At 62.7% G+C, this 18,018-nt stretch carries 21 protein-coding genes; 19 read left to right on the forward strand and 2 right to left on the reverse strand.

What is annotated here, in order from left to right; translation table 11 throughout:
- The first annotated feature begins 98 nt into the window (after positions 1–98).
- The 6 genes from GNZ12_RS22195 to GNZ12_RS22220 all read left to right on the forward strand — a co-directional run bounded on the left by GNZ12_RS22195 (position 99) and on the right by GNZ12_RS22220 (position 2,670).
- Positions 99–368, forward strand: coding sequence for a hypothetical protein (locus tag GNZ12_RS22195; RefSeq protein ID WP_172313679.1), 270 nt, complete (start codon positions 99–101; stop codon positions 366–368).
- A 24-nt stretch (positions 369–392) separates the two neighbouring features.
- Positions 393–617: a hypothetical protein gene (locus tag GNZ12_RS22200; protein ID WP_172313681.1), complete on the forward strand. Its 225-nt coding sequence runs from the start codon at positions 393–395 to the stop codon at positions 615–617.
- Between the two features lie 78 nt (positions 618–695).
- Positions 696–866 (forward strand): hypothetical protein, encoded by a 171-nt coding sequence (locus tag GNZ12_RS22205; protein WP_172313683.1) that lies wholly within the window; start codon positions 696–698, stop codon positions 864–866.
- 160 nt (positions 867–1,026) lie between these two features.
- Complete coding sequence (locus tag GNZ12_RS22210) at positions 1,027–1,335, forward strand: hypothetical protein (protein WP_172313685.1); 309 nt, start codon at positions 1,027–1,029, stop codon at positions 1,333–1,335.
- 109 nt (positions 1,336–1,444) lie between these two features.
- Positions 1,445–2,089: a hypothetical protein gene (locus GNZ12_RS22215; RefSeq protein ID WP_172313687.1), complete on the forward strand. Its 645-nt coding sequence runs from the start codon at positions 1,445–1,447 to the stop codon at positions 2,087–2,089.
- Positions 2,090–2,166: 77 nt separating this feature from the next.
- Positions 2,167–2,670, forward strand: a complete 504-nt coding sequence (locus tag GNZ12_RS22220; protein ID WP_172313689.1) for a M48 metallopeptidase family protein — start codon at positions 2,167–2,169, stop codon at positions 2,668–2,670.
- A 66-nt stretch (positions 2,671–2,736) separates the two neighbouring features.
- On the opposite strand, the gene GNZ12_RS22225 is transcribed toward GNZ12_RS22220, so the two are convergent.
- The gene (locus GNZ12_RS22225; RefSeq protein WP_172313691.1) at positions 2,737–5,055 is read right to left on the reverse strand and encodes an FdhF/YdeP family oxidoreductase; all 2,319 of its coding nucleotides are present in this window, start codon (positions 5,053–5,055) and stop codon (positions 2,737–2,739) included.
- A gap of 170 nt (positions 5,056–5,225) precedes the next feature.
- Between GNZ12_RS22225 and GNZ12_RS22230 the strand changes: the two genes are divergently transcribed.
- The 4 genes from GNZ12_RS22230 to GNZ12_RS22245 all read left to right on the forward strand — a co-directional run bounded on the left by GNZ12_RS22230 (position 5,226) and on the right by GNZ12_RS22245 (position 9,075).
- Positions 5,226–6,662, forward strand: a complete 1,437-nt coding sequence (locus tag GNZ12_RS22230) for an aminotransferase-like domain-containing protein (protein WP_172313693.1) — start codon at positions 5,226–5,228, stop codon at positions 6,660–6,662.
- Positions 6,663–6,720: 58 nt separating this feature from the next.
- Positions 6,721–7,029, forward strand: a complete 309-nt coding sequence (locus tag GNZ12_RS22235) for a winged helix-turn-helix domain-containing protein (protein ID WP_172313695.1) — start codon at positions 6,721–6,723, stop codon at positions 7,027–7,029.
- Between the two features lie 314 nt (positions 7,030–7,343).
- Positions 7,344–8,483 carry a BMP family ABC transporter substrate-binding protein gene (locus GNZ12_RS22240; RefSeq protein WP_172313697.1) on the forward strand — a complete coding sequence of 380 codons (1,140 nt, stop codon included), beginning with the start codon at positions 7,344–7,346 and terminating at the stop codon, positions 8,481–8,483.
- 43 nt (positions 8,484–8,526) lie between these two features.
- On the forward strand, positions 8,527–9,075 hold the full coding sequence (locus tag GNZ12_RS22245; protein WP_172313699.1) for a nucleoside deaminase: 549 nt from the start codon (positions 8,527–8,529) through the stop codon (positions 9,073–9,075).
- On the opposite strand, the gene GNZ12_RS22250 is transcribed toward GNZ12_RS22245, so the two are convergent.
- Positions 9,048–9,641: a lysozyme inhibitor LprI family protein gene (locus tag GNZ12_RS22250; protein WP_172313701.1), complete on the reverse strand. Its 594-nt coding sequence runs from the start codon at positions 9,639–9,641 to the stop codon at positions 9,048–9,050. The two genes, GNZ12_RS22245 and GNZ12_RS22250, sit on opposite strands and share 28 nt — an antisense overlap.
- A 177-nt stretch (positions 9,642–9,818) precedes the next feature.
- Here GNZ12_RS22250 and GNZ12_RS22255 point away from each other — a divergent pair, with 177 nt between their 5' ends.
- The 9 genes from GNZ12_RS22255 to GNZ12_RS22295 all read left to right on the forward strand — a co-directional run bounded on the left by GNZ12_RS22255 (position 9,819) and on the right by GNZ12_RS22295 (position 17,995).
- Positions 9,819–10,697, forward strand: a complete 879-nt coding sequence (locus tag GNZ12_RS22255) for an SH3 domain-containing protein (protein WP_172313702.1) — start codon at positions 9,819–9,821, stop codon at positions 10,695–10,697.
- Positions 10,698–10,880: 183 nt separating this feature from the next.
- Positions 10,881–13,199: a putative bifunctional diguanylate cyclase/phosphodiesterase gene (locus GNZ12_RS22260; protein ID WP_172313704.1), complete on the forward strand. Its 2,319-nt coding sequence runs from the start codon at positions 10,881–10,883 to the stop codon at positions 13,197–13,199.
- Positions 13,200–13,422: 223 nt separating this feature from the next.
- Entirely contained in the window at positions 13,423–13,611 is a 189-nt protein-coding gene (locus GNZ12_RS22265) for a hypothetical protein (RefSeq protein ID WP_172313706.1), read from the forward strand.
- A gap of 191 nt (positions 13,612–13,802) precedes the next feature.
- Positions 13,803–15,203, forward strand: a complete 1,401-nt coding sequence (locus GNZ12_RS22270) for an FAD-containing oxidoreductase (protein WP_172313708.1) — start codon at positions 13,803–13,805, stop codon at positions 15,201–15,203.
- Between the two features lie 90 nt (positions 15,204–15,293).
- Entirely contained in the window at positions 15,294–15,641 is a 348-nt protein-coding gene (locus tag GNZ12_RS22275) for a cupin domain-containing protein (protein ID WP_172313710.1), read from the forward strand.
- A gap of 118 nt (positions 15,642–15,759) precedes the next feature.
- On the forward strand, positions 15,760–16,077 hold the full coding sequence (locus GNZ12_RS22280) for a hypothetical protein (RefSeq protein WP_172313712.1): 318 nt from the start codon (positions 15,760–15,762) through the stop codon (positions 16,075–16,077).
- Between the two features lie 103 nt (positions 16,078–16,180).
- Positions 16,181–16,567 (forward strand): DUF488 domain-containing protein, encoded by a 387-nt coding sequence (locus GNZ12_RS22285; protein WP_172313714.1) that lies wholly within the window; start codon positions 16,181–16,183, stop codon positions 16,565–16,567.
- A 40-nt stretch (positions 16,568–16,607) separates the two neighbouring features.
- Positions 16,608–17,183, forward strand: coding sequence for a TMEM175 family protein (locus GNZ12_RS22290; protein WP_172313716.1), 576 nt, complete (start codon positions 16,608–16,610; stop codon positions 17,181–17,183).
- A gap of 2 nt (positions 17,184–17,185) precedes the next feature.
- Positions 17,186–17,995, forward strand: a complete 810-nt coding sequence (locus GNZ12_RS22295) for a hypothetical protein (RefSeq protein WP_172313718.1) — start codon at positions 17,186–17,188, stop codon at positions 17,993–17,995.
- Positions 17,996–18,018: the final 23 nt, after the last annotated feature.

Here is an 18,018-nt window from a genome sequence, read left to right on the forward strand (position 1 = left end):
ATCGAATACCACTCGAGTTGATTTTTGTCGATTAGCCGCCTCGGTTGCGCTCACGCATTGCATGCTACGATTCCTCGACAATCACGCTGGAGACAGCCATGTGGGACAAGATCGAACACGACGGATATGAAGTCTGGGTCCTGCCGATCCTTGCATACGGTCCCCCGGCCCCAACCACCTTGTGGCATTACTCTGCGTACATCTGTCGCCACGGTTCCGAGGCCCACCTCGCTGGGCAGAGCATTCGCTTCCAGGAACTTGTCGCCACTTTCCGAAGCGAAGACGCAGCCCGCGAGGCTGGGTACGTCGAAGGCAAGCGGCGCGTCGATATGATTCACAAAGGCAGCCTGGGTGCCAGCCACGGCTGACCACCACCGCTCGAGTTGTTCAAAATGGAACTCTGGATTCAACCATGCGCACGATGCGCGGACCTGTACGGGCAGTCGGCTACTGCGGCTGCGCACGACGACCTGACGCTTAACGGCGTCGGCGCCGTGAAGGATGCGCGGGCAGAAGAGCACTACACCTGCATGCGGTGCGGCGGCGTGTTTGCGCGCATACTCGCCGGTCCGCCCACGCGGCAGATCTGGGTGCTCCTGAACGCCGGGCAGCACTGATTCTCTTGCTGCCGCAGGGCCGGCTTACGGATCGTTCCGTCATGCCAGGATTGCTCGAAGATACCGACGGAGGCCGCCATGTGGACCTGTCGAAACTGCAATGTGTCGTTCGACTTTGCTCACGTCGAGCCGGAAGTCGATGAACAAGGATTCTTTTTCCTTTGTCCTGCCTGTGACTACCGGAACAAGCTGGTGGATACAGGTCCAGACGCGATGGGGCGCCCGAAGCTTGTCCAGAGCGACGACTAGTAGCGCAATCTTTTGAAGACGGCCATGCAGTTCGACTGCAAGGCGTGCCACATCGGCGCGTCGCCGTCGCGGATGATCCGGCAAGGCAGTTAGCCGGTGAACCCGAAAAAGAAGCAGCGCATAATGTCGAGATCCCCTTGTCAGGATGATCGAGGCAGATATGACTACGTTCGCTATAGACGCCATTCGCATCAACCCGACGAACGACAGGATTACCCACGTGCGTTGGGCTCCCGTCGACCCGTCGACGCGTGACTGGTTGTCCCCCACGTCGATTGTTGAGGTGGCCGAAGTCGTGGCCACAATCCGTCGGGGGAATGCTGTTTGGTCCCTTTTTACGCTCGGCGGCACACGGTTTCTGGGGCCGAAAATCGTCGCTGTCTCCCACACCGACGGCCACGACGGGATTGACACGGATGTCCCTGGCGAGCATGTCGAAAAATGTATTGACGACCTGCCGCACGTTTGACCGCACGCACTCATCCGTTGCGGCCCGGATAATTGCGCCGTTGCAAAGAACGTCGCCATGTTTAATGTAAATTAGCCGTTCTTGAGAGTGCCTTTCAGCAGTGAGATCCATGAAAAACGGAAAACCAAAACTGACTCGTCGGGATGCCGACGGTCTTTTCCCCGATTTGCAGCAAAGCGGCGCCCATCTCGCCAGCAAGCCTGATAACCCGTTCGGAGAAAAAGGTTCCAGAACGACCGATCGACGTGATCGTGACGAGGCATCGCTTTGGAAAGATAACCTTGTCACCTTGCCCAAAGGGATCGAGTTGCCTCCAGGCTATGCGTCGGTGTCGCAGATGCGCGAGGCGATGGAGCGGGCATGGCGCATGAAATGGGTCAGGGAAAGCGGCAACGAGATCGTCGCGGAATTTCCTGAAGGCTGGTCGGCCGTTCGGCCGGCAAGTGGGGCCGTGGAGTTGAAGGACGCGACCGGCGTGGTTCGAGCTGTGTATGGCTGGGCAGCGGATGCTGAATTGAGGGTCCTGCCGCGGTATCGGGTCGAATCGCAGGCGAACAGTTCGAGCGGTCTCGGCAGTCTGGTTGTGCGTGATCGCGAGAACGGGCAGATTCTTGAGCGATCGTCGACCTGGTCCGCTCAGACCGGGACCAACCATCCCGATTGGGCCCGACTGTCGACGTGGCTCGACAAGGCGCATCCTCGCCATCGCGATCCACTGCGGCTGTGGGGGGATTGCGAAGACAATCTCGGTTGAATTCCGCTCATCGAGAATCCGGGGCTCCGCCGCGAGGCATGCAACCGGTGCCGTCGCCAATCGCAAAGAACACCGCTATGCAACACCTGAAATATCTGACCGGTTACTCGCCGACGCTACAGGAAAAAGTCAAAAAACTGATCGTCGACGAGGAACTCGGTCCTTACCTCGCGAAGCGGTACCCCAACACGCACGACGTGCAAACAGACAGAGCCCTGTACGCGTACTGCGCGGATCTGAAGCGCGAACACCTTCGCAACGGCGCGCAAATCGACAAGGTCACCTACGACAGCAAACTCGACGTCGTGCGCCACGCACTCGGCCTTCACACGAGCATCTCGCGTGTGCAAGGCGGCAAGCTGAAGGCAAAGAAAGAGATCCGCATCGCCGCGCTATTCAAAGACGCAGCACCGGAATTCCTGAAGATGATCGTCGTGCATGAACTCGCGCATCTGAAAGAAAGCGACCATAACAAGGCGTTCTATCGCCTCTGCGAGTTCATGCAACCGGGCTACCATCAGATTGAGTTTGATCTGCGCTTACATCTGACGTATCGCGATCTGAAGAAAAACCAGAGGTGAGCACCGAGCTTCAGGTGCGGAGCTTCGGGCGGCGCTCGCCACCCGTCATCGGGAACGCAGCACCCCTCAAGCAGCAACCGCTTCAACCACCGCCGACACCGTCAACAACACCGGAATCGACTTCGAAGTCGGCGTCCCCGCACCATCGGCGACCGAAGAGAGCGGCACGAGCGGATTGGTTTCCGGATAGTAGGCGCCGAGACACCCACGCGGAATGTCGTACTCCACCAGCAGGAACCCAGCCGCGTGACGCTCGATCCCATCGGCCCACACGCTCGTGATATCCACGCGCTGGCCCGCAACGAAACCCAGCATCGTCAGATCGTCCTTGTTGGCGAACAGCACACGGCGCTGCCCATACACACCGCGATAACGGTCGTCGAGACCGTAGATCGTCGTGTTGTACTGGTCGTGTGAACGGGTCGTCATTAAGGTCATCAGACGCTCGCCGTGCTCTGCGCGCGCTTGATGAATCGGCGTGTCGACGTCGATCGCATGCACCAGGAATTGCGCCTTGCCGCTTGGCGTTTTCCAGATCCGTTCGCGCGAGGCCACGCCCAGATGAAAGCCGCCTGGGTTCTTCAGGCGCTCGTTGTAGTCCTGGAAGCCTTCGATCACTTGCGCGATGCCGTCGCGAATCAACGCGTAATCTGCGGCTTGCGCGAGCCAGTCGACCTTGCCGCTGCCAAGCGTGGCGTGCGCCATGCGCGCGACGATCGCAATCTCCGACAGCAGATTTTCCGATGCCGGCTTGTTCATACCGTACGAGATGTGCACCATGCTCATCGAATCCTCGACGCTCACGCCTTGCGCCACACCATTCTGCAGGTCGATCTCGGTGCGCCCGAGCGTCGGCAGAATGAGCGCGTCACGGCCATGCACGAGGTGGCTGCGGTTCAGCTTGGTCGTGATGTGCACGGTTAGATCGCACGAGCGCATCGCGTCCCACGTGCGTGGCGTGTCCGGCGTCGCGATCGAGAAATTGCCGCCGAGGCCGATGAACACCTTCACCTTGCCGTCGAGCATCGCTTGAATCGTGTTGACGACGTCGAGGCCATGCTCGCGCGGCGGCTCGAAATCGTAGACTTCGCCGAGCCGATCGAGGAACGCCTGAGTCGGCCTTTCTTCGATGCCGACGGTGCGGTCGCCCTGCACATTCGAGTGCCCGCGCACCGGGCACAAGCCCGCGCCGCGGCGGCCGATATTGCCGCGCATCATCATCAGGTTCGACAGGATCTGCACCGTCGGCACGGAGTTCTTGTGTTGCGTGAGACCCATGCCCCACGTCGAAATCACCGCGCGGCCTTTCACGTAGATGTCGGCGAGCTTCAGCACGTCTTCAAACGGCACACCCGATTCGGCGACGATGGTGTCCCAGTTTTCGGCACGCAAATCTTCGGCGAACGCATCGAAGCCGACCGTGTGTTCGGCAATAAACGCAACGTCGAGCACCCGCGCGAGACCCGAGGCCAACGTTTCGTCGTCGAGTTCGACCACGCGTTTGGCGACGCCCTTGATCAAGGCGAAATCGCCGCCGACCTTCGGCCGGATGAACACGGAGCTGATTTTCGTGCTGCCCATCGTGATCATTTCCACCGGATGTTGCGGGCTGGCAAAGCGCTCGAGGCCTCGTTCCTTCAGCGGATTGATCGACACAATGGTGGCGCCGCGCTTCGCGCACTCACGCAGTTCGCCCAGCATGCGCGGATGGTTGGTCGCCGGATTCTGGCCGAAGATCAGGAGCGTATCGGCATGTTCGAAGTCGTCGAGCGTGACCGTGCCCTTGCCGATACCGACCGTGTGCGGCAAGCCGCGGCTGGTCGCTTCGTGGCACATGTTCGAGCAATCGGGGAAATTATTGGTGCCGTACATGCGCACGAACAACTGGTACAGGAACGCGGCTTCGTTGCTGGCGCGGCCCGAGGTGTAGAAGGCGGCGCGGTCCGGATTGTCGAGGCGCAACAGGCGATCGGCGATCAGGTCGAAGGCTTCGTCCCAGCCGATCGGCACGTAACGGTCGCGCACGGCGTCGTAGACCAGCGGGTCGGTCAGGCGGCCGTGTTGTTCGAGCTCGAAATCCGACTGCGCCATCAGTTCTTCAACCGTGTGCGCCTCGAAAAAAGCCGGCGTCACGCGCTTGCTGGTCGCCTCGGCCGCCACCGCCTTGACGCCGTTTTCGCAGAACTCGAAGGTCGACGCATGCTCGCGGTCCGGCCACGCGCAACCCGGGCAGTCGAAGCCGTCCGGCTGATTCTGCTTGAACAGCATGCGGTAGTCGCCGCCCGTCACCTTTTCCTTGAGGAGGTTGAGGGCAACGTACTTGAGCGCACCCCAGCCTGCGGCGGGGTGGGTGTACGGTTCGATGCGAGCTTCGGGTTTCTTCATGATCTTGCCGCCGGATGTGGCTTGGACGAGGCTTTTATGCCGATGCATAGAAGCCTACTGTGTTCCAAAAGCGGCGCAGCATACAGAAAATCGGAAAGAGAAGGGGTACAGTTGCAGTCTATTTGTCATAGACTGGCGTTCCCGCCCACGCGTTTGTTTGAGCCAGGTCCTTGAAACTGTACGAAAAACTCGCCGATGAAATGACCGAAGCCGTGCGCCGCGGGGTCTTCGCGGCGGGCGAGCGGATTCCGTCGGTGCGGCAGGCGAGCCAGCAGCACGGCGTCAGCATCAAGACCGTGCTGCACGCGTACGCGTTGCTGGAAAGCCGGGGCATTGTCGAGACGCGTCCGCAGTCGGGCTATTTCGTGCGCGACGCGGTGGCGACGGCAGCCGCGCTCGACGAGCCGCGACTGAGCCGCAAACCGGTTGCTCACACGCAGCCGGTGGCCGCCGCGGTCGACGTGAGCCGGCTGGTGCTGTCGACCCTGCGCAGCATCCGCGCGCACGACGCCGTGCCGCTCGGCTCACCGTATCCCGATCCGTCGCTGTTCCCGTGGCGGCGCATCAACCAGTATGCGAATGCGATTGCCCGGCGCCAGGCGAGCTGGAACCTGATGGACGACTTGCCGCCCGGCAATCCGGAGCTGATCCGGCAGATCGCGCGCCGCTACGCCGAGAACGGCGTGCCGGTCGATCCGGACGAGATCATCATCACGCTCGGCGCGACGGAGGCGATCAACCTCAGCTTGCAGGCGGTCGCCAAGCCGGGCGATACGGTCGCCGTCGAGTCGCCGACTTACTACGCGATGCTGCACGCTATCGAGCGTCTCGGCATGCGCGCAATCGAAGTGGCGACGCATCCGGTCCACGGCATCGATATCGAGGCGTTAGCCGAGGTCATCGGCAGACAGAAGATCGCCGCGTGCATGGTGATGCCCAACTTCCAGAATCCGCTTGGTTTCCAGATGCCGGACGCGCGCAAGCAGCAACTGGTTGAACTGCTCGCCGCGCACGAGATTCCTGCCATCGAGAACGATGTCTACCAGGAGCTGTACTTCGGCGAGGCGCGGCCGTCGACCTTGAAGAACTTCGATACCAAGGGGCTGGTGCTGCATTGCGCTTCGTTTTCGAAGAGCCTGAGCGCGTCGTACCGGATCGGTTGGGCCATGCCGGGGCGCTACCGCGCGCAGGTCGAGAAGCTGAAATTTCTCAACACGCTGACGACGCCTTCGGTGCCGCAAGTCGCCGTCGCCGATTATCTCCGGCAGGACGGCTACGACCGGCATCTGCGGCACGTGCGCAAGGTCTACCGGCAGCAGGCGAGCATCATGACGGCGATGGTGCGGCGGTTCTTTCCGGCGGGCACGCGCATGTCGACGCCGCAAGGCGGGTACGTGCTGTGGGTGGAGTTGCCCGAACGTGTCGATTCGATGCGGCTCTATCAGGCGGCGCTTGCGCGCAGCATCACGATCGGGCCGGGCATGATGTTTTCGATGCGCGACGATTTTCGTCATTTCATCCGGCTCAACTACAGCTATCCGTGGACGGCGCAGACCGAGGCGGCGTTGAAGACGCTGGGTGAGCTGGTGGCGTACATGGCTCGATAAGTCCGGGTAGGGCTGGATCGGACCTGGCAGAGTTTGAGAAAAGCGAGAGACATTCACGATGGAAGACGACGAACTCGATCCCGTGCTGGTGGCCATACTGGCGCAATTGTGGCGCGCGTATCAGGAGACGCCTGGCGGCGCGTGGTCGCTCGCCAAGCTTTCCAAGCAGGCGGATGTGCCGATGAGCGGCTTACGGCGACAGTTGACGGCGCTGGTCGACGGCGGTCTGGTGGACACCACGTTCAACGAGGAAGGAACGGGGACGGCGCGCTTGAGCGAGATTGGCCAGGGCTTGTGTGCGGAGTTGTTCGGCGAGGACGGGGCGCCTGACGATGAGCAGGCGGACCCGCCGCCACAGGTTCACTGAGTTGCCGCTGAATTCGGCGCGAGGGCGATGGCAGCGCCCTCGGCATCCGGCCGTTATGAGCGCTTTGTGCGCGTGCTTGATAAGGATATTGCGCTTGCGCTGAGTGCTCGCCGTACTACTTTCCCGATGTACTCGTTCGAAGACATCGAACCTGTTTTTCAGTGACCAAAATACTGATTTCGTTATGGGAGAGATAACGAATAATAATTTTTACGCTGAAATTGACCTTCGAATATGACCCCCTATGCTGGAGCCTTGCCCGGGACAATCCCAGGCACTGTGGCAGTCACCTGGAAACCATCTTCGGAGAATTCATGAAAGCAAAGCTGGCGCGAGTACTGCATCACTCATTGCGCATCAAAACCGTCCGGACCGTTCGCACTGTTCTTGCTGCAGCGCTCGGCGCGTCCCTCGCGTTCAGCGCCGGGGCGGCAGCAGCAGCGACCCCAGAGCCGCTCGGCATCGCCTTCGTCTACCTCGGCAATCCGGGCGATGCCGGCTGGACCTATGCGCACGAGCAGGGTGTAAAGGAGGTCGAGGCGAAATTCGGTGACAAGATCAAAGTGACGCGCGTCGAGAACGTGCCGGAGTCGGCGGATTCGGAGCGCGTGTTTCGCGATCTGGCGTCCAAGGGCAACAAGATCGTGGTCGGCTCGAGCTTCGGCTTTCAGGATTTCGAGTTGAAGGTCGCCAAGGACTTCCCGGACGCCGTGTTCGAACATGCAACCGGCTACAAGAAGGCCACCAACTTTGCCACCTATGATGTGCGGACCTACCAGAGCGCCTACCTGGCCGGACTGGTCGCCGGTTATACGACGAAGTCCAACACGCTCGGCTTTGTCGGCTCGGTGCCGGTGCCGGAGGTGGTGCGCAACATCAACGCGTTCACCATGGGGGCACGCTCGGTCAACCCGAATGCGCGCGTGAAGGTCGTGTGGATCAACAGCTGGTTCGACCCGGGCCGCGAAAAGCAGGCCGCCGAGACGCTGATCGGGCAGGGCGCCGACGTGTTGATCCAGAACACCGATTCGACAGCGACGATGCAGACGGCCGAACAGAAGAAAGTGCATGCATTCGGCTGGGACTCCGACATGAAGAAGTTCGGGCCGAATGCGCAATTGGGCGCATGCGTGAGCAACTGGGGTGTGTATTACACGCATCTGGTGGAGCAGGTGATGTCCGGCACGTGGAACAACTCGCCGGTGTGGTGGGGGCTGAAAGAGAAGGCGATCGATCTGGCCAACATCAACACGGACGCGGTCTCGTCAACGGCGCAAAAGGCGTTGAACCGGAAGCGTGACGACATCATCTCCGGCAAGTTCAATCCGTTTGCCGGTCCGATCGCGGATCAGTCCGGCGCGGTGAAGGTCGCGGCGGGCAAGTCGTTGAGCGATGCGGAACTTCTGCGGTTGAACTGGTTCGTGCAGGGGGTGGACGGTTCGCTGCCGAAGTAACGAATTGCCTGGTTTGCCTAACTATCATTAAAGGAGATCGCCCGTGAGTCTCACTGTCTCGACCGATGCCGGTGTCGCCGGTGTGGCGGCGACCTATCCGCCGCAGGGTTTAACGCCGACTCACGAACAGATCGTGCGGCATCTGCGGCATTCGAGCCGGGTGGCCGAGCGGGCGACGCTGCTGGGGCACCATCCGTTCGGCGCCGTGCTGGTCGGCCCGGATCAGGAGACCGTGTTGATGGAGCAGGGCAATGTCGACACGGTGAATCATGCCGAGTCGGTGCTGGCGCGCGTGGCGGCGTTGAATTTCACGCCGGAGTACTTGTGGAGCTGTACGTTGTACACCTCGGTCGAGCCTTGCTGCATGTGTGCCGGCACGATGTATTGGGCCAATATCGGCCGCGTCGTGTTTGGCATGACCGAGAAGCGCTTGCTGGAGGCGACCGGCGATCATGCCGAGAATCCGACGATGAGTGTGGATTGCCGGTATGTGTTCGATCATTGCCAGAAGCCCGTCGAGGTGATCGGTCCGGTGGTCGAGGTGGAGGGCGAGGTGATGGAGGTTCAGCGGAGGTTCTGGAGCGGCAGGTAGCGCGCTTGCCCGTCCACCGGCGAGAGCATCGCCAGTCCGCAGAACCAGTCGCCGCCGCGTGGCTGATACCTCCACCGACCGTTGTTCTCCTTGATCACAGTGGAACATTGGTCATTCACGACGATGCCGGGATGCTCGGCGGTGCATTGGAGCATCCCGGTTTCGGTTTGTTGTAGTGCGGGCATCGTTGCCTTACGTTGAGTGTCCGGGTCGGCCGGCCTATCCGGCCCATCCGGCGTTCCTGTTCGCATGCTTTCGATCAGCCGTTGCAGTTCCTCGATCCGCGCCACATACCACGTCCCCAGACACGCCGCATCGCGGCAATTCGCTTCCCGCCACGCCCACTTGCTGTCACTGTCGATGAGGAAGACGCGTCGATTGATGACTCGCCGCCGTGCTTTCCAGTACAGTTGTCCAAGCGTGTCATCGAGTTTCGAGAGCGCCGGGTCGTTGCAGATCATCCGTTCGGTGAGGGAGCGTCCCCGGTGGCAGTCGAAGCTGGTCGCGTGAGCGGGCAGATGCGCGAGCATCAGTGCGGCGGCAAAGATGGAGCGGAAGATTTTCATGGTGGTCCCGGCAGTGCATGGTTTTTTCGTGCAATGGATGATCGGCTGAGTTGCCGGAACACAGACGCCCGAAAACAGCGTGATTTCTGCTGGGTGATTACTAAATCTTGCCTTGCGCGGGCCGCACAGAGACATGTACGCAAACACGCAAACGTGGGACGTAAAACGGGAGAAAGAATGAAACAACACCTCGTGCCATGGCTTTACGCGGCGGCCGGCTTGATGGCACTGCCCGCAGTGGCTTCTGCGCAGTCGCAGGCGTACACGAACAGCACGGTCAACGTGCGCGCCGGGCCCGCTTCGGATTACCCGGTCGTGACGCAGTTGCCGGGCGGCGTCCCGTTGACCGTGATGGGTTGCATCAGCAGTTACCACTGGTGTGACGTTGCCGCGCCGAACCTGCGCGGTTGGGTCTATGCGGCGCGGCTCAGCTATCCCTATCAGGGCAGTAACGTGCCGGTGATGAGCTACGGCACAGTGATCGGGCTGCCGATCGTGACGTTCTCAATCGGCACTTACTGGGGCAATTATTATCGAGGTCGGCCGTGGTACAGCCAGCAATCCCGCTGGGCGCATCATCCGCCCCCGCCACCGCCGAGACCTGGTGCCGGGCGGCCACCAGGCGGTCGTCCGCCAGGCGGTCCGCCACCGGGTAATGCGGGAGGACGTCCGCCGGGCGGTAAGCCGCCGGGTGATGTGGGAGGACGTCCGCCGGGCGGTAAGCCGCCGGGTGATGCGGGTGGACGTCCGCCGGGCGGTAAGCCGCCGGGCGATGCAGGCGGGCGACCACCGGGCGGTCAGCCGCCGGGTAATGCGGGAGGCCGTCCACCGGGCGGCCAGCAGCCGGGTAATGGCGGCGGCCGTCCACCGGGCGGTCAGCAGCCGGGTAATGCGGGCGGCCGTCCACCGGGCGGTCAGCAGCCGGGTAATGCCGGTGGCCGTCCACCGGGAGGTCAGCAAGGCGGTGGGAATAATCGCCCTCAGGGTGGTCCTTCGCAGGGCGGTGGAGGCAGACCCCCGGGAGGTGGAAACGGCGGGAATGGCGGAAATGGCTGAGGCATGGCGGGCCGGTCCATCCGGCCGATCTATCCTCGTCAGTACGCCGCGTTCGGACAAGCCGGGCTGACCGCGCGCCGCGCACTTCGCTGCTATGCATTGCGATTAAAGTGCGCCGGCCTCGCGTAAACCCCGGTGTGCCGCGTACACTAACTTGCCGATGTGGGGTTAGGGGGCGCACAAATGACTTGCGAAGCGACATCAGATAGCACGATGGGAGCAGCGCCTGAGGGCACCCGCTATGGGCCGGACCGGGCCGAGGGGGTGCTGGCGTCGGAGCGTACGGTGTTGCGGCTGATTACCCGCAACACCCCGCTGCCGGAATTGCTCGATGAAGTATGCCGCCGCGCGGAAGCGCTGCTCGGCGATGGCGCGACCTGCTCGATCCTGTTGCTGGACGCGGACGGCCTACGCGCGCGGGTGGGCGGCGCGCCTTCACTGCCGGCGCATTTCAGCGCTGCGATCGACGGCGTCGCGATCGGCCCAGGGGCCGGGTCCTGCGGCACCGCGATGTACGAGCGGCGCATGGTTGCGGTCGAGGATATCGAAACCGATCCACTGTGGGCCGATTTCAAGCACCTCGCGTTGCCGCTCGGCTTGCGCGCGTGCTGGTCGGTGCCATTTGAAAACGATACCGGCAAGGTGCTGGGCGCGTTCGCCGTCTATCACCGCACGTCGCGCCGGCCGAGCGCCGAAGAAGCGGCGATGCTCCACGACATCAGCCACAGTGTCGGTCTCGCCGTTCAGCAGGACGCCATGGCGCGACGCCTCGCGCACAGCGAGGAGCATCACCGGCTGGTCGTCAACCATCTCAACGAAGGCATCATCGTGCAGTCGCGCGACGGCGTGGTGCTGGCCTGCAATCCGAGTGCGCAACGCATTCTGCGGGCGAGCGCCGAACTGATCGGCCACGACATTCTGACGGTGATGGTGCGTGCGTATCACGAGGACGGTTCTGTTGTCACGGATGCCGATCGTCCGACCACGCAGGTGCTGGAGACCGGCAAACCCCTGCTCGGCGTCACGATCGGTCTGGAGCTGACCGATGGGGATGTCATCTGGATTACTGAGAATGTCGTGCCGATCATCAAGCCGGGCGACAGCGAACCCAGTTCGGTGCTGATTTCGTTTACCGACATCGGGCCGGTGCGCGAGGCGCAACGGCAGCTCAAGTTTCTGGCTACGCGCGATCCGCTCACCGGCCTCTACAATCGCGCCTACCTGGCCGAGAGGATGCGCGAACTGATCGCGCCGTGTGGCGTGGCGGGGATGGACGAGCTGGCGCGGGTCGCCGTGCTGTTCGTCGATCTGGACGGTTTCAAGAAGGTCAACGACACCGCCGGTCACGAGGCCGGGGATGCGCTTCTGTGCAGCGTGGCGGAGCGCCTGTCGGCGTGTGTCGCGCCGGACGACACACTCGCGCGCGTGGGCGGTGACGAGTTCGTGATCGTGGTCAGCGCGTACGAAAACACGGGCCATCTGATCGCGCTCGCCCAGCGCATTCTCGACACGATCGCGGTGCCGTTCGCGGTGGCGGACAACGAGTACTACATGGGCGCGTCGATTGGCCTCAGTCTGTTTCCCGAAGACGGTCACGACGTGGCCACGCTGATGCGCAACGCCGACTCGGCGATGTATCACGCGAAACAATGCGGCCGCAACAATTTTCAGTTCTTCACGGCCGAACTGAATCGGCATCTGCAACGCCGCTTCATGATCGAGCAGGCATTGCGGCGCGCGCTCGCCACCAACGAACTGAGTCTCGTGTATCAGCCGATCGTCGACAGCCAGTGCGGCCGTACCATCGGCGCCGAAGCGCTGCTGCGCTGGTACAACAGCGAGCTGGGCAACGTCTCGCCGGTGGAATTCATCCCCGTTGCCGAAGATGCCGGCCTGATCGTCGAGATCGGCGCCTGGGTGCTGGCACGGGCCTGCGAGCAGGTCGCGCAATGGCGGCGCACGCTGGCGCCGGATTTGATCGTCGCGGTGAATCTGTCGCCGCGCCAGTTCAAAGGAGGCCTGGTGGAGCGGATCGAGCGCTGTCTCGAGCAGTCCGGGCTCGAACCCGGGGCGCTGGAACTGGAGATTACCGAGCGGCTCCTGATGAGCGACAGCGACGCCGTCTTGCCGATGCTGAGTGCGTTGAGCGCGATGGGCGTGCGGATTTCCGTCGACGATTTCGGCACCGGGTATTCGTCGCTGTCGTATTTGAAGCGGTTTCCGCTGCATAACCTGAAGATCGATCGTTCCTTCGTCGCGGGCTTGCCGGATCATCGCGATTCGATCGCGATCACGCAAGCAGTGGTGGCGATGGCCCATTCGCTTGGCATGAATGTCACGGCCGAAGGCGTGGAGACCGCCGAGCAGGCGGCGTTCTTGCGCGCGATCGCTTGCGACAAGCAGCAGGGGTATTTTTATAGCCGGCCTGTCGGGGCGGGGGCTTATGCGCGTAGTTTGTCTGACGCGCAGGTGCGGTTCGCCGGCGTGGCGCAACCGTCCTGACGCCTGCGGCCACGGCCGCAGGCGCCGCAAACCCACAACGCTGGGCGGGTTATCACAACAATCCGAGCCCACTGCCGCAGGCATCCAGACTCGATTGTTCAGTTTCGCAAACAAGTGACTTCGCGTTCCTGGTATTTATCCGAGGTCCCGGTCTCCCTACAATTCTCCCATCGAATGTAAATTCCGCGCCGCGCCGTTGCGGCCTCGCGCGATGGGAGCCGTTATGCCAGCCTTGATTACAAACCAGCTTTATCGGCCATCGGTGGTCCTGCCGATGGTTGCCCTCATGCAAGTGATGGTGTCGCAGGATTTCAACCTCGGGCAGGTCGGCTGGGTCGTCGCGACGCGCGGCGCGCAGGCCGCCCTGCAACGCTCGCGCGAATTGATCTGCGCCGCGCATTGCCACGCCTGAACGCAACCACAATCGGGCGCCATCCACGCCAAGCGGCCGGCGCCGGCGCCTCGGCGGGGCGAAAACAGATCGCAAGCCGGCGCGCGAACAGCGCAGAGGGCAACAGAAACATCCAGAAGGGGCGATAAAGGCAACGCGAGGCGCTGGGGGTAAGATGCTACGACCCACACCCCAGCCTCGGGAGATCTGCCATGCCACAGCACTTCGACGCAGTCGTGATCGGCACGGGACAAGGGGGGGCGCCGCTCGCTGTCCGTCTTGGCCAAAGTGGCCGTCAAACCGCGGTCATCGAACGTGCGGCCTTCGGCGGGACTTGCGTGAATGTCGGCTGCACGCCGACCAAGTCGTATGTGGCCAGCGCCCGCGCGGCCCACGTAGCGCGCGGCGCCGCGGACCTGGGCGTGCAGGTGAGCGGCGCGGTCAGCGTTGATATGGCAGCGGTCAAGGCCCGCAAAGACCGGATCATTGGCCAATCGCGCGACGGCGTCGAGAAATGGCTGCGCAGCACGGATAACGTGACCGTCTTCAACGGCCACGCGCGCTTCACCGGTGCGCATACGCTTGCCATCCACTGCCCGGACGGCGCCGTGTCCGACGAACTCAGCGCCGACGAAATCTTCATCAATACCGGCACACGCGCAGTCGTGCCGCCGCTCGAAGGGCTCGAGCGAATTCGCTACTACACCAACTCCAATCTGCTCGAACTGACGGAATTGCCGGGCCATCTGGTGATTGTCGGCGGCAGTTACATCGCGCTCGAATTTGCACAGATTTTTCGCCGCTTCGGCAGCCGGGTGACGGTGCTGGTCCGCGGCGAGCGCGTGCTCACGCGTGAGGATGCCGACTTCGCCGACTCCGTGCAGAAGGTGCTGGCGCGCGAAGGAGTCGAGTTTGTCTTCGGCGTGCAGCCCTCGCGGGTCGAACCGCATCCGCATCGCGAGAACGACGTGTGCATCGGCTTCGAGCAGAATATTCCCGCGCTCGAAGCGTCACATCTGCTGTTCGCCACTGGCCGTGAACCGAATACCGACGACCTCGGCCTCGACGCTGCCGGCATCGCGACGGACAAGCACGGCACGATTCCCGTCGACGGCCAGTTGCGCACCAATGTGCCGGGCGTCTGGGCGATCGGCGATATCAACGGACGCGGCGCCTTTACTCACACGTCCTACGATGATTTCCAGATCGTCGCGGCCAATCTGCTCGATGGTGGCGCGCGCAGCGTCGACACGCGGATCATGACGTATGCGGTGTTCGTCGACCCGCCGCTCGCGCGCGTCGGGCTCTCGGAGGCTGATGTGCGCAAGGCCGGCCGCGACGCGCTGATCGCCACCATGCCGATGACGCGGGTGGGCCGCGCCCGCGAACGCGGCGAGACCGACGGCTTCATGAAGGTGCTGGTCGACGCAGCGAGCAAGCAGATTCTTGGCGCGGCGATTCATGGCATCGAAGGCGACGAAGCGTTGCACACGTTCGTCGACATCATGACGGCAGGCGCGCCGTATCCGACCTTGCAGTACGCCATGCACATTCATCCAACAATCAGCGAACTGGTGCCGACCTTGCTCGATGGACTCAAGCCGTTGAAATGAGCGGTGCGCCCAGTGGCAAACCGGGTGACGAGCACGATGGGCGAAAACATGCAAGGAACGCAGCTGACGAGCCTAGCCGGAACACAAGCGATGAAACGCATAATCGGCAGCGGTAATCTTTTCGATCTCAGCGCGCCGTCGAGCCCTGATGAGCAAGTCGACGCGCTCGTGGATGAAGCCGGCGTGAGCATCGAGCGGATCGTCTCGCGGGGGCACGCAAGCCCGCCGGACTTCTGGTACGACAGTCCTCGCGCCGAGTGGGTCGTGCTGCTGAGCGGCGCGGCGACGCTCGAATTCGAAGGCGAGCGTGAGCCGCATCCGATGAAGCCGGGCGATCACGTGCTGATCGAAGCGCATTGCCGGCATCGGGTGGCATGGACGAGCGACACGGAGCCGAGCGTGTGGCTCGCGGTTTACTACCCTGGCGTTCGCCGCTAACTGTTCGCGAGGGGGCGCCAGGCGGCGCCGGACGGGTTGATGGGCAATGACCGATAGCTGCGATCACACCGCCATAACGGGATTACACTCGAACTGGCACGTATCCTGGAGCGAGATCATGACTGATGCCGACCCCAAAAGCACTTTTCGCGGTCTTCCGTTGACCCCGGAACAGGACGCGGAAGTCAGACACTACATAAAAAAGCAGAAGCAACAGGGCGCGCCGTGGGACACGTCAGAACTGGCGGCCATGCTTCGCGACATGCTGGAGCCCCCGGGCGATGACGACGTAGAATTCGATCCTGTTTTCGATGAAACGAAAGCGGCGGCTGAACGTGCGGCGGCTTCGATCGACGAGGCGATGGACCCGACTGAGGCGAGCGAAGAGCGGAACGCGGCCATGGAAATCGAGGCGATGAAGGGCATGAGGCGATGAGCCTGCTGCATCACAGAATCACCGGCGAGCGACGCTGAACGACCCGGCGGGGGACGGCCGCGAGTCCACCAGGCGAGTCGACCAGAAATCAGGGGATAAAAATATGAGCATTAGCATCGTCCAGCTTGGGTCTCCGAGGGCAGACGACGAAGGGGTGCGTATCGGTACCGTTCGGCGGCCGCCACGCGGCGTACCACGGACGGAATTCGCCACGCGCGACTATTACGACGTGTGGCTGCCTAATCTGTCGCCTGATGCGGAGCTGGTGAAAGAAGCCAAGGCGGTCGCGAGCGACGCTGAGTGGGCCGCGTTCGCGAAAAAATTCCGCACGGAGATGAATAGTAGCGATACCAGTAAGGTGTTGGACCTGCTGGCTGCATTGTCGAAAACGGCAAACTTCTCCGTCGGTTGCTACTGCGAGGACGAAAGCCGGTGCCATCGCAGCATTCTTCGTCAGTTGTTAGACGAGCGGGGTGCGCTGATAAGGTGAGGTCTTTACAATCGCGACTACACAATCAGGAAACCGACCGATGGGCAAGGGACGCGTCGAAGCCTTCAGCGATGGCGTGATTGCCATCATCATCACGATCATGGTGCTCGAGTTGAAGGTGCCGGACGGCTACGATCTCGCCGCGCTGCGCCCCGTGATCCCCGTGTTCTGCGCCTACGTGCTGAGTTTCATCTACGTCGGCATCTACTGGAACAATCATCACCACCTGTTCCATACCGTGCAGAAGGTCAACGGCGCGGTGCTCTGGGCCAATCTCCATCTGCTGTTCTGGTTGTCGCTGCTGCCGGCCGTCACGCATTGGGTCGGCGAAAACCATCTCGCCGCCTGGCCGACCGCGATGTACGGCGTGGTGCTGTTCATGTCGGCGATTGCGTATTTCATTCTGACCCGCGTGCTGATCCGCGAGCACGGCACGCAGTCGACGATCGCGAAGGCAGTCGGCAACGACTTCAAGGGCAAGGTCTCGGTCGTCATCTATCTGGCGGGCATTGCGCTGGCATTCGTTCAGCCGTGGCTCTCGGCTGCGCTTTACACGCTGGCCGCGGCGTGGTGGCTGGTGCCCGACCGGCGCATCGAACACGTGCTGGAAGCGTAAGCATGCTGCTTACGCTCAAGCTCGCGCTGGTGCCCGCGTTTCTCGCCGCGCTGACGGTGGCGGGACGCGTGTGGGGACCGTCGGTGGCGGGGTGGCTCGCCGGGCTGCCGGTGGTGGCCGGTCCGATCGTGTTGTTGCTCGCGCTGGAGCGTGGGCCGGCGTTCGCGGCGCAGGCATCGGCGGCGTCGATCGCGGCGATTGCCGCATCCGAGGCGTTCAATTTTGCGTATGCGTGGACCTGCCGGCGTTCGGCATGGCCGCTTGCGCTGATGGCCGGCATGCTCGGGTGGGTCGGCGTTGCGATCCTGCTCACGCATTTGCCCGGTGGACTCATCTGGGCGGTGGCCGCGGGCTGCGTCGCTGTCGCCATTTCGCAAAATGGCTTGCCGCGCGTCACGGGGCGCGTGCCGGCCGCGCGCGTTGGGCTCGGCGATCTCGCGCTTCGGATGCTCGCCGGCGCGCTGTTGACGGTCGCGGTGACCACACTGTCCGCGTCGATGGGCGCGACGTGGAGCGGATTGCTGTCGGTGTTTCCTTTGCTCGGCATCGTGCTCGCGGTGTCGGCCCAGCGTGCGCACGGCGCGGACTTCGTCGCATTGCTGATGCGCGGTATGGTGATCGGCCGCGGCTCGTTCGCGGCATTCTTTGCTGTGATCGCGACGATGGTGCCGCACTATGGCGTGTGGTTGAGCTTTGCATGTGCGTCGTTGGTGTCGATGGTGGTGCAGGGTGCGACCCGGCGGTTGCTTCGCGTGAAGCGGCCGGTGCAGGCGCCGACGCGTGAACTTGCTGAACAGCAGCCGGCAGACTGAGGCCGTTTGGCCGATACTCGCAT

Origin of the sequence: Paraburkholderia solitsugae, assembly GCF_013177695.1 — a bacterium.
Lineage (GTDB): Bacteria > Pseudomonadota > Gammaproteobacteria > Burkholderiales > Burkholderiaceae > Paraburkholderia > Paraburkholderia solitsugae.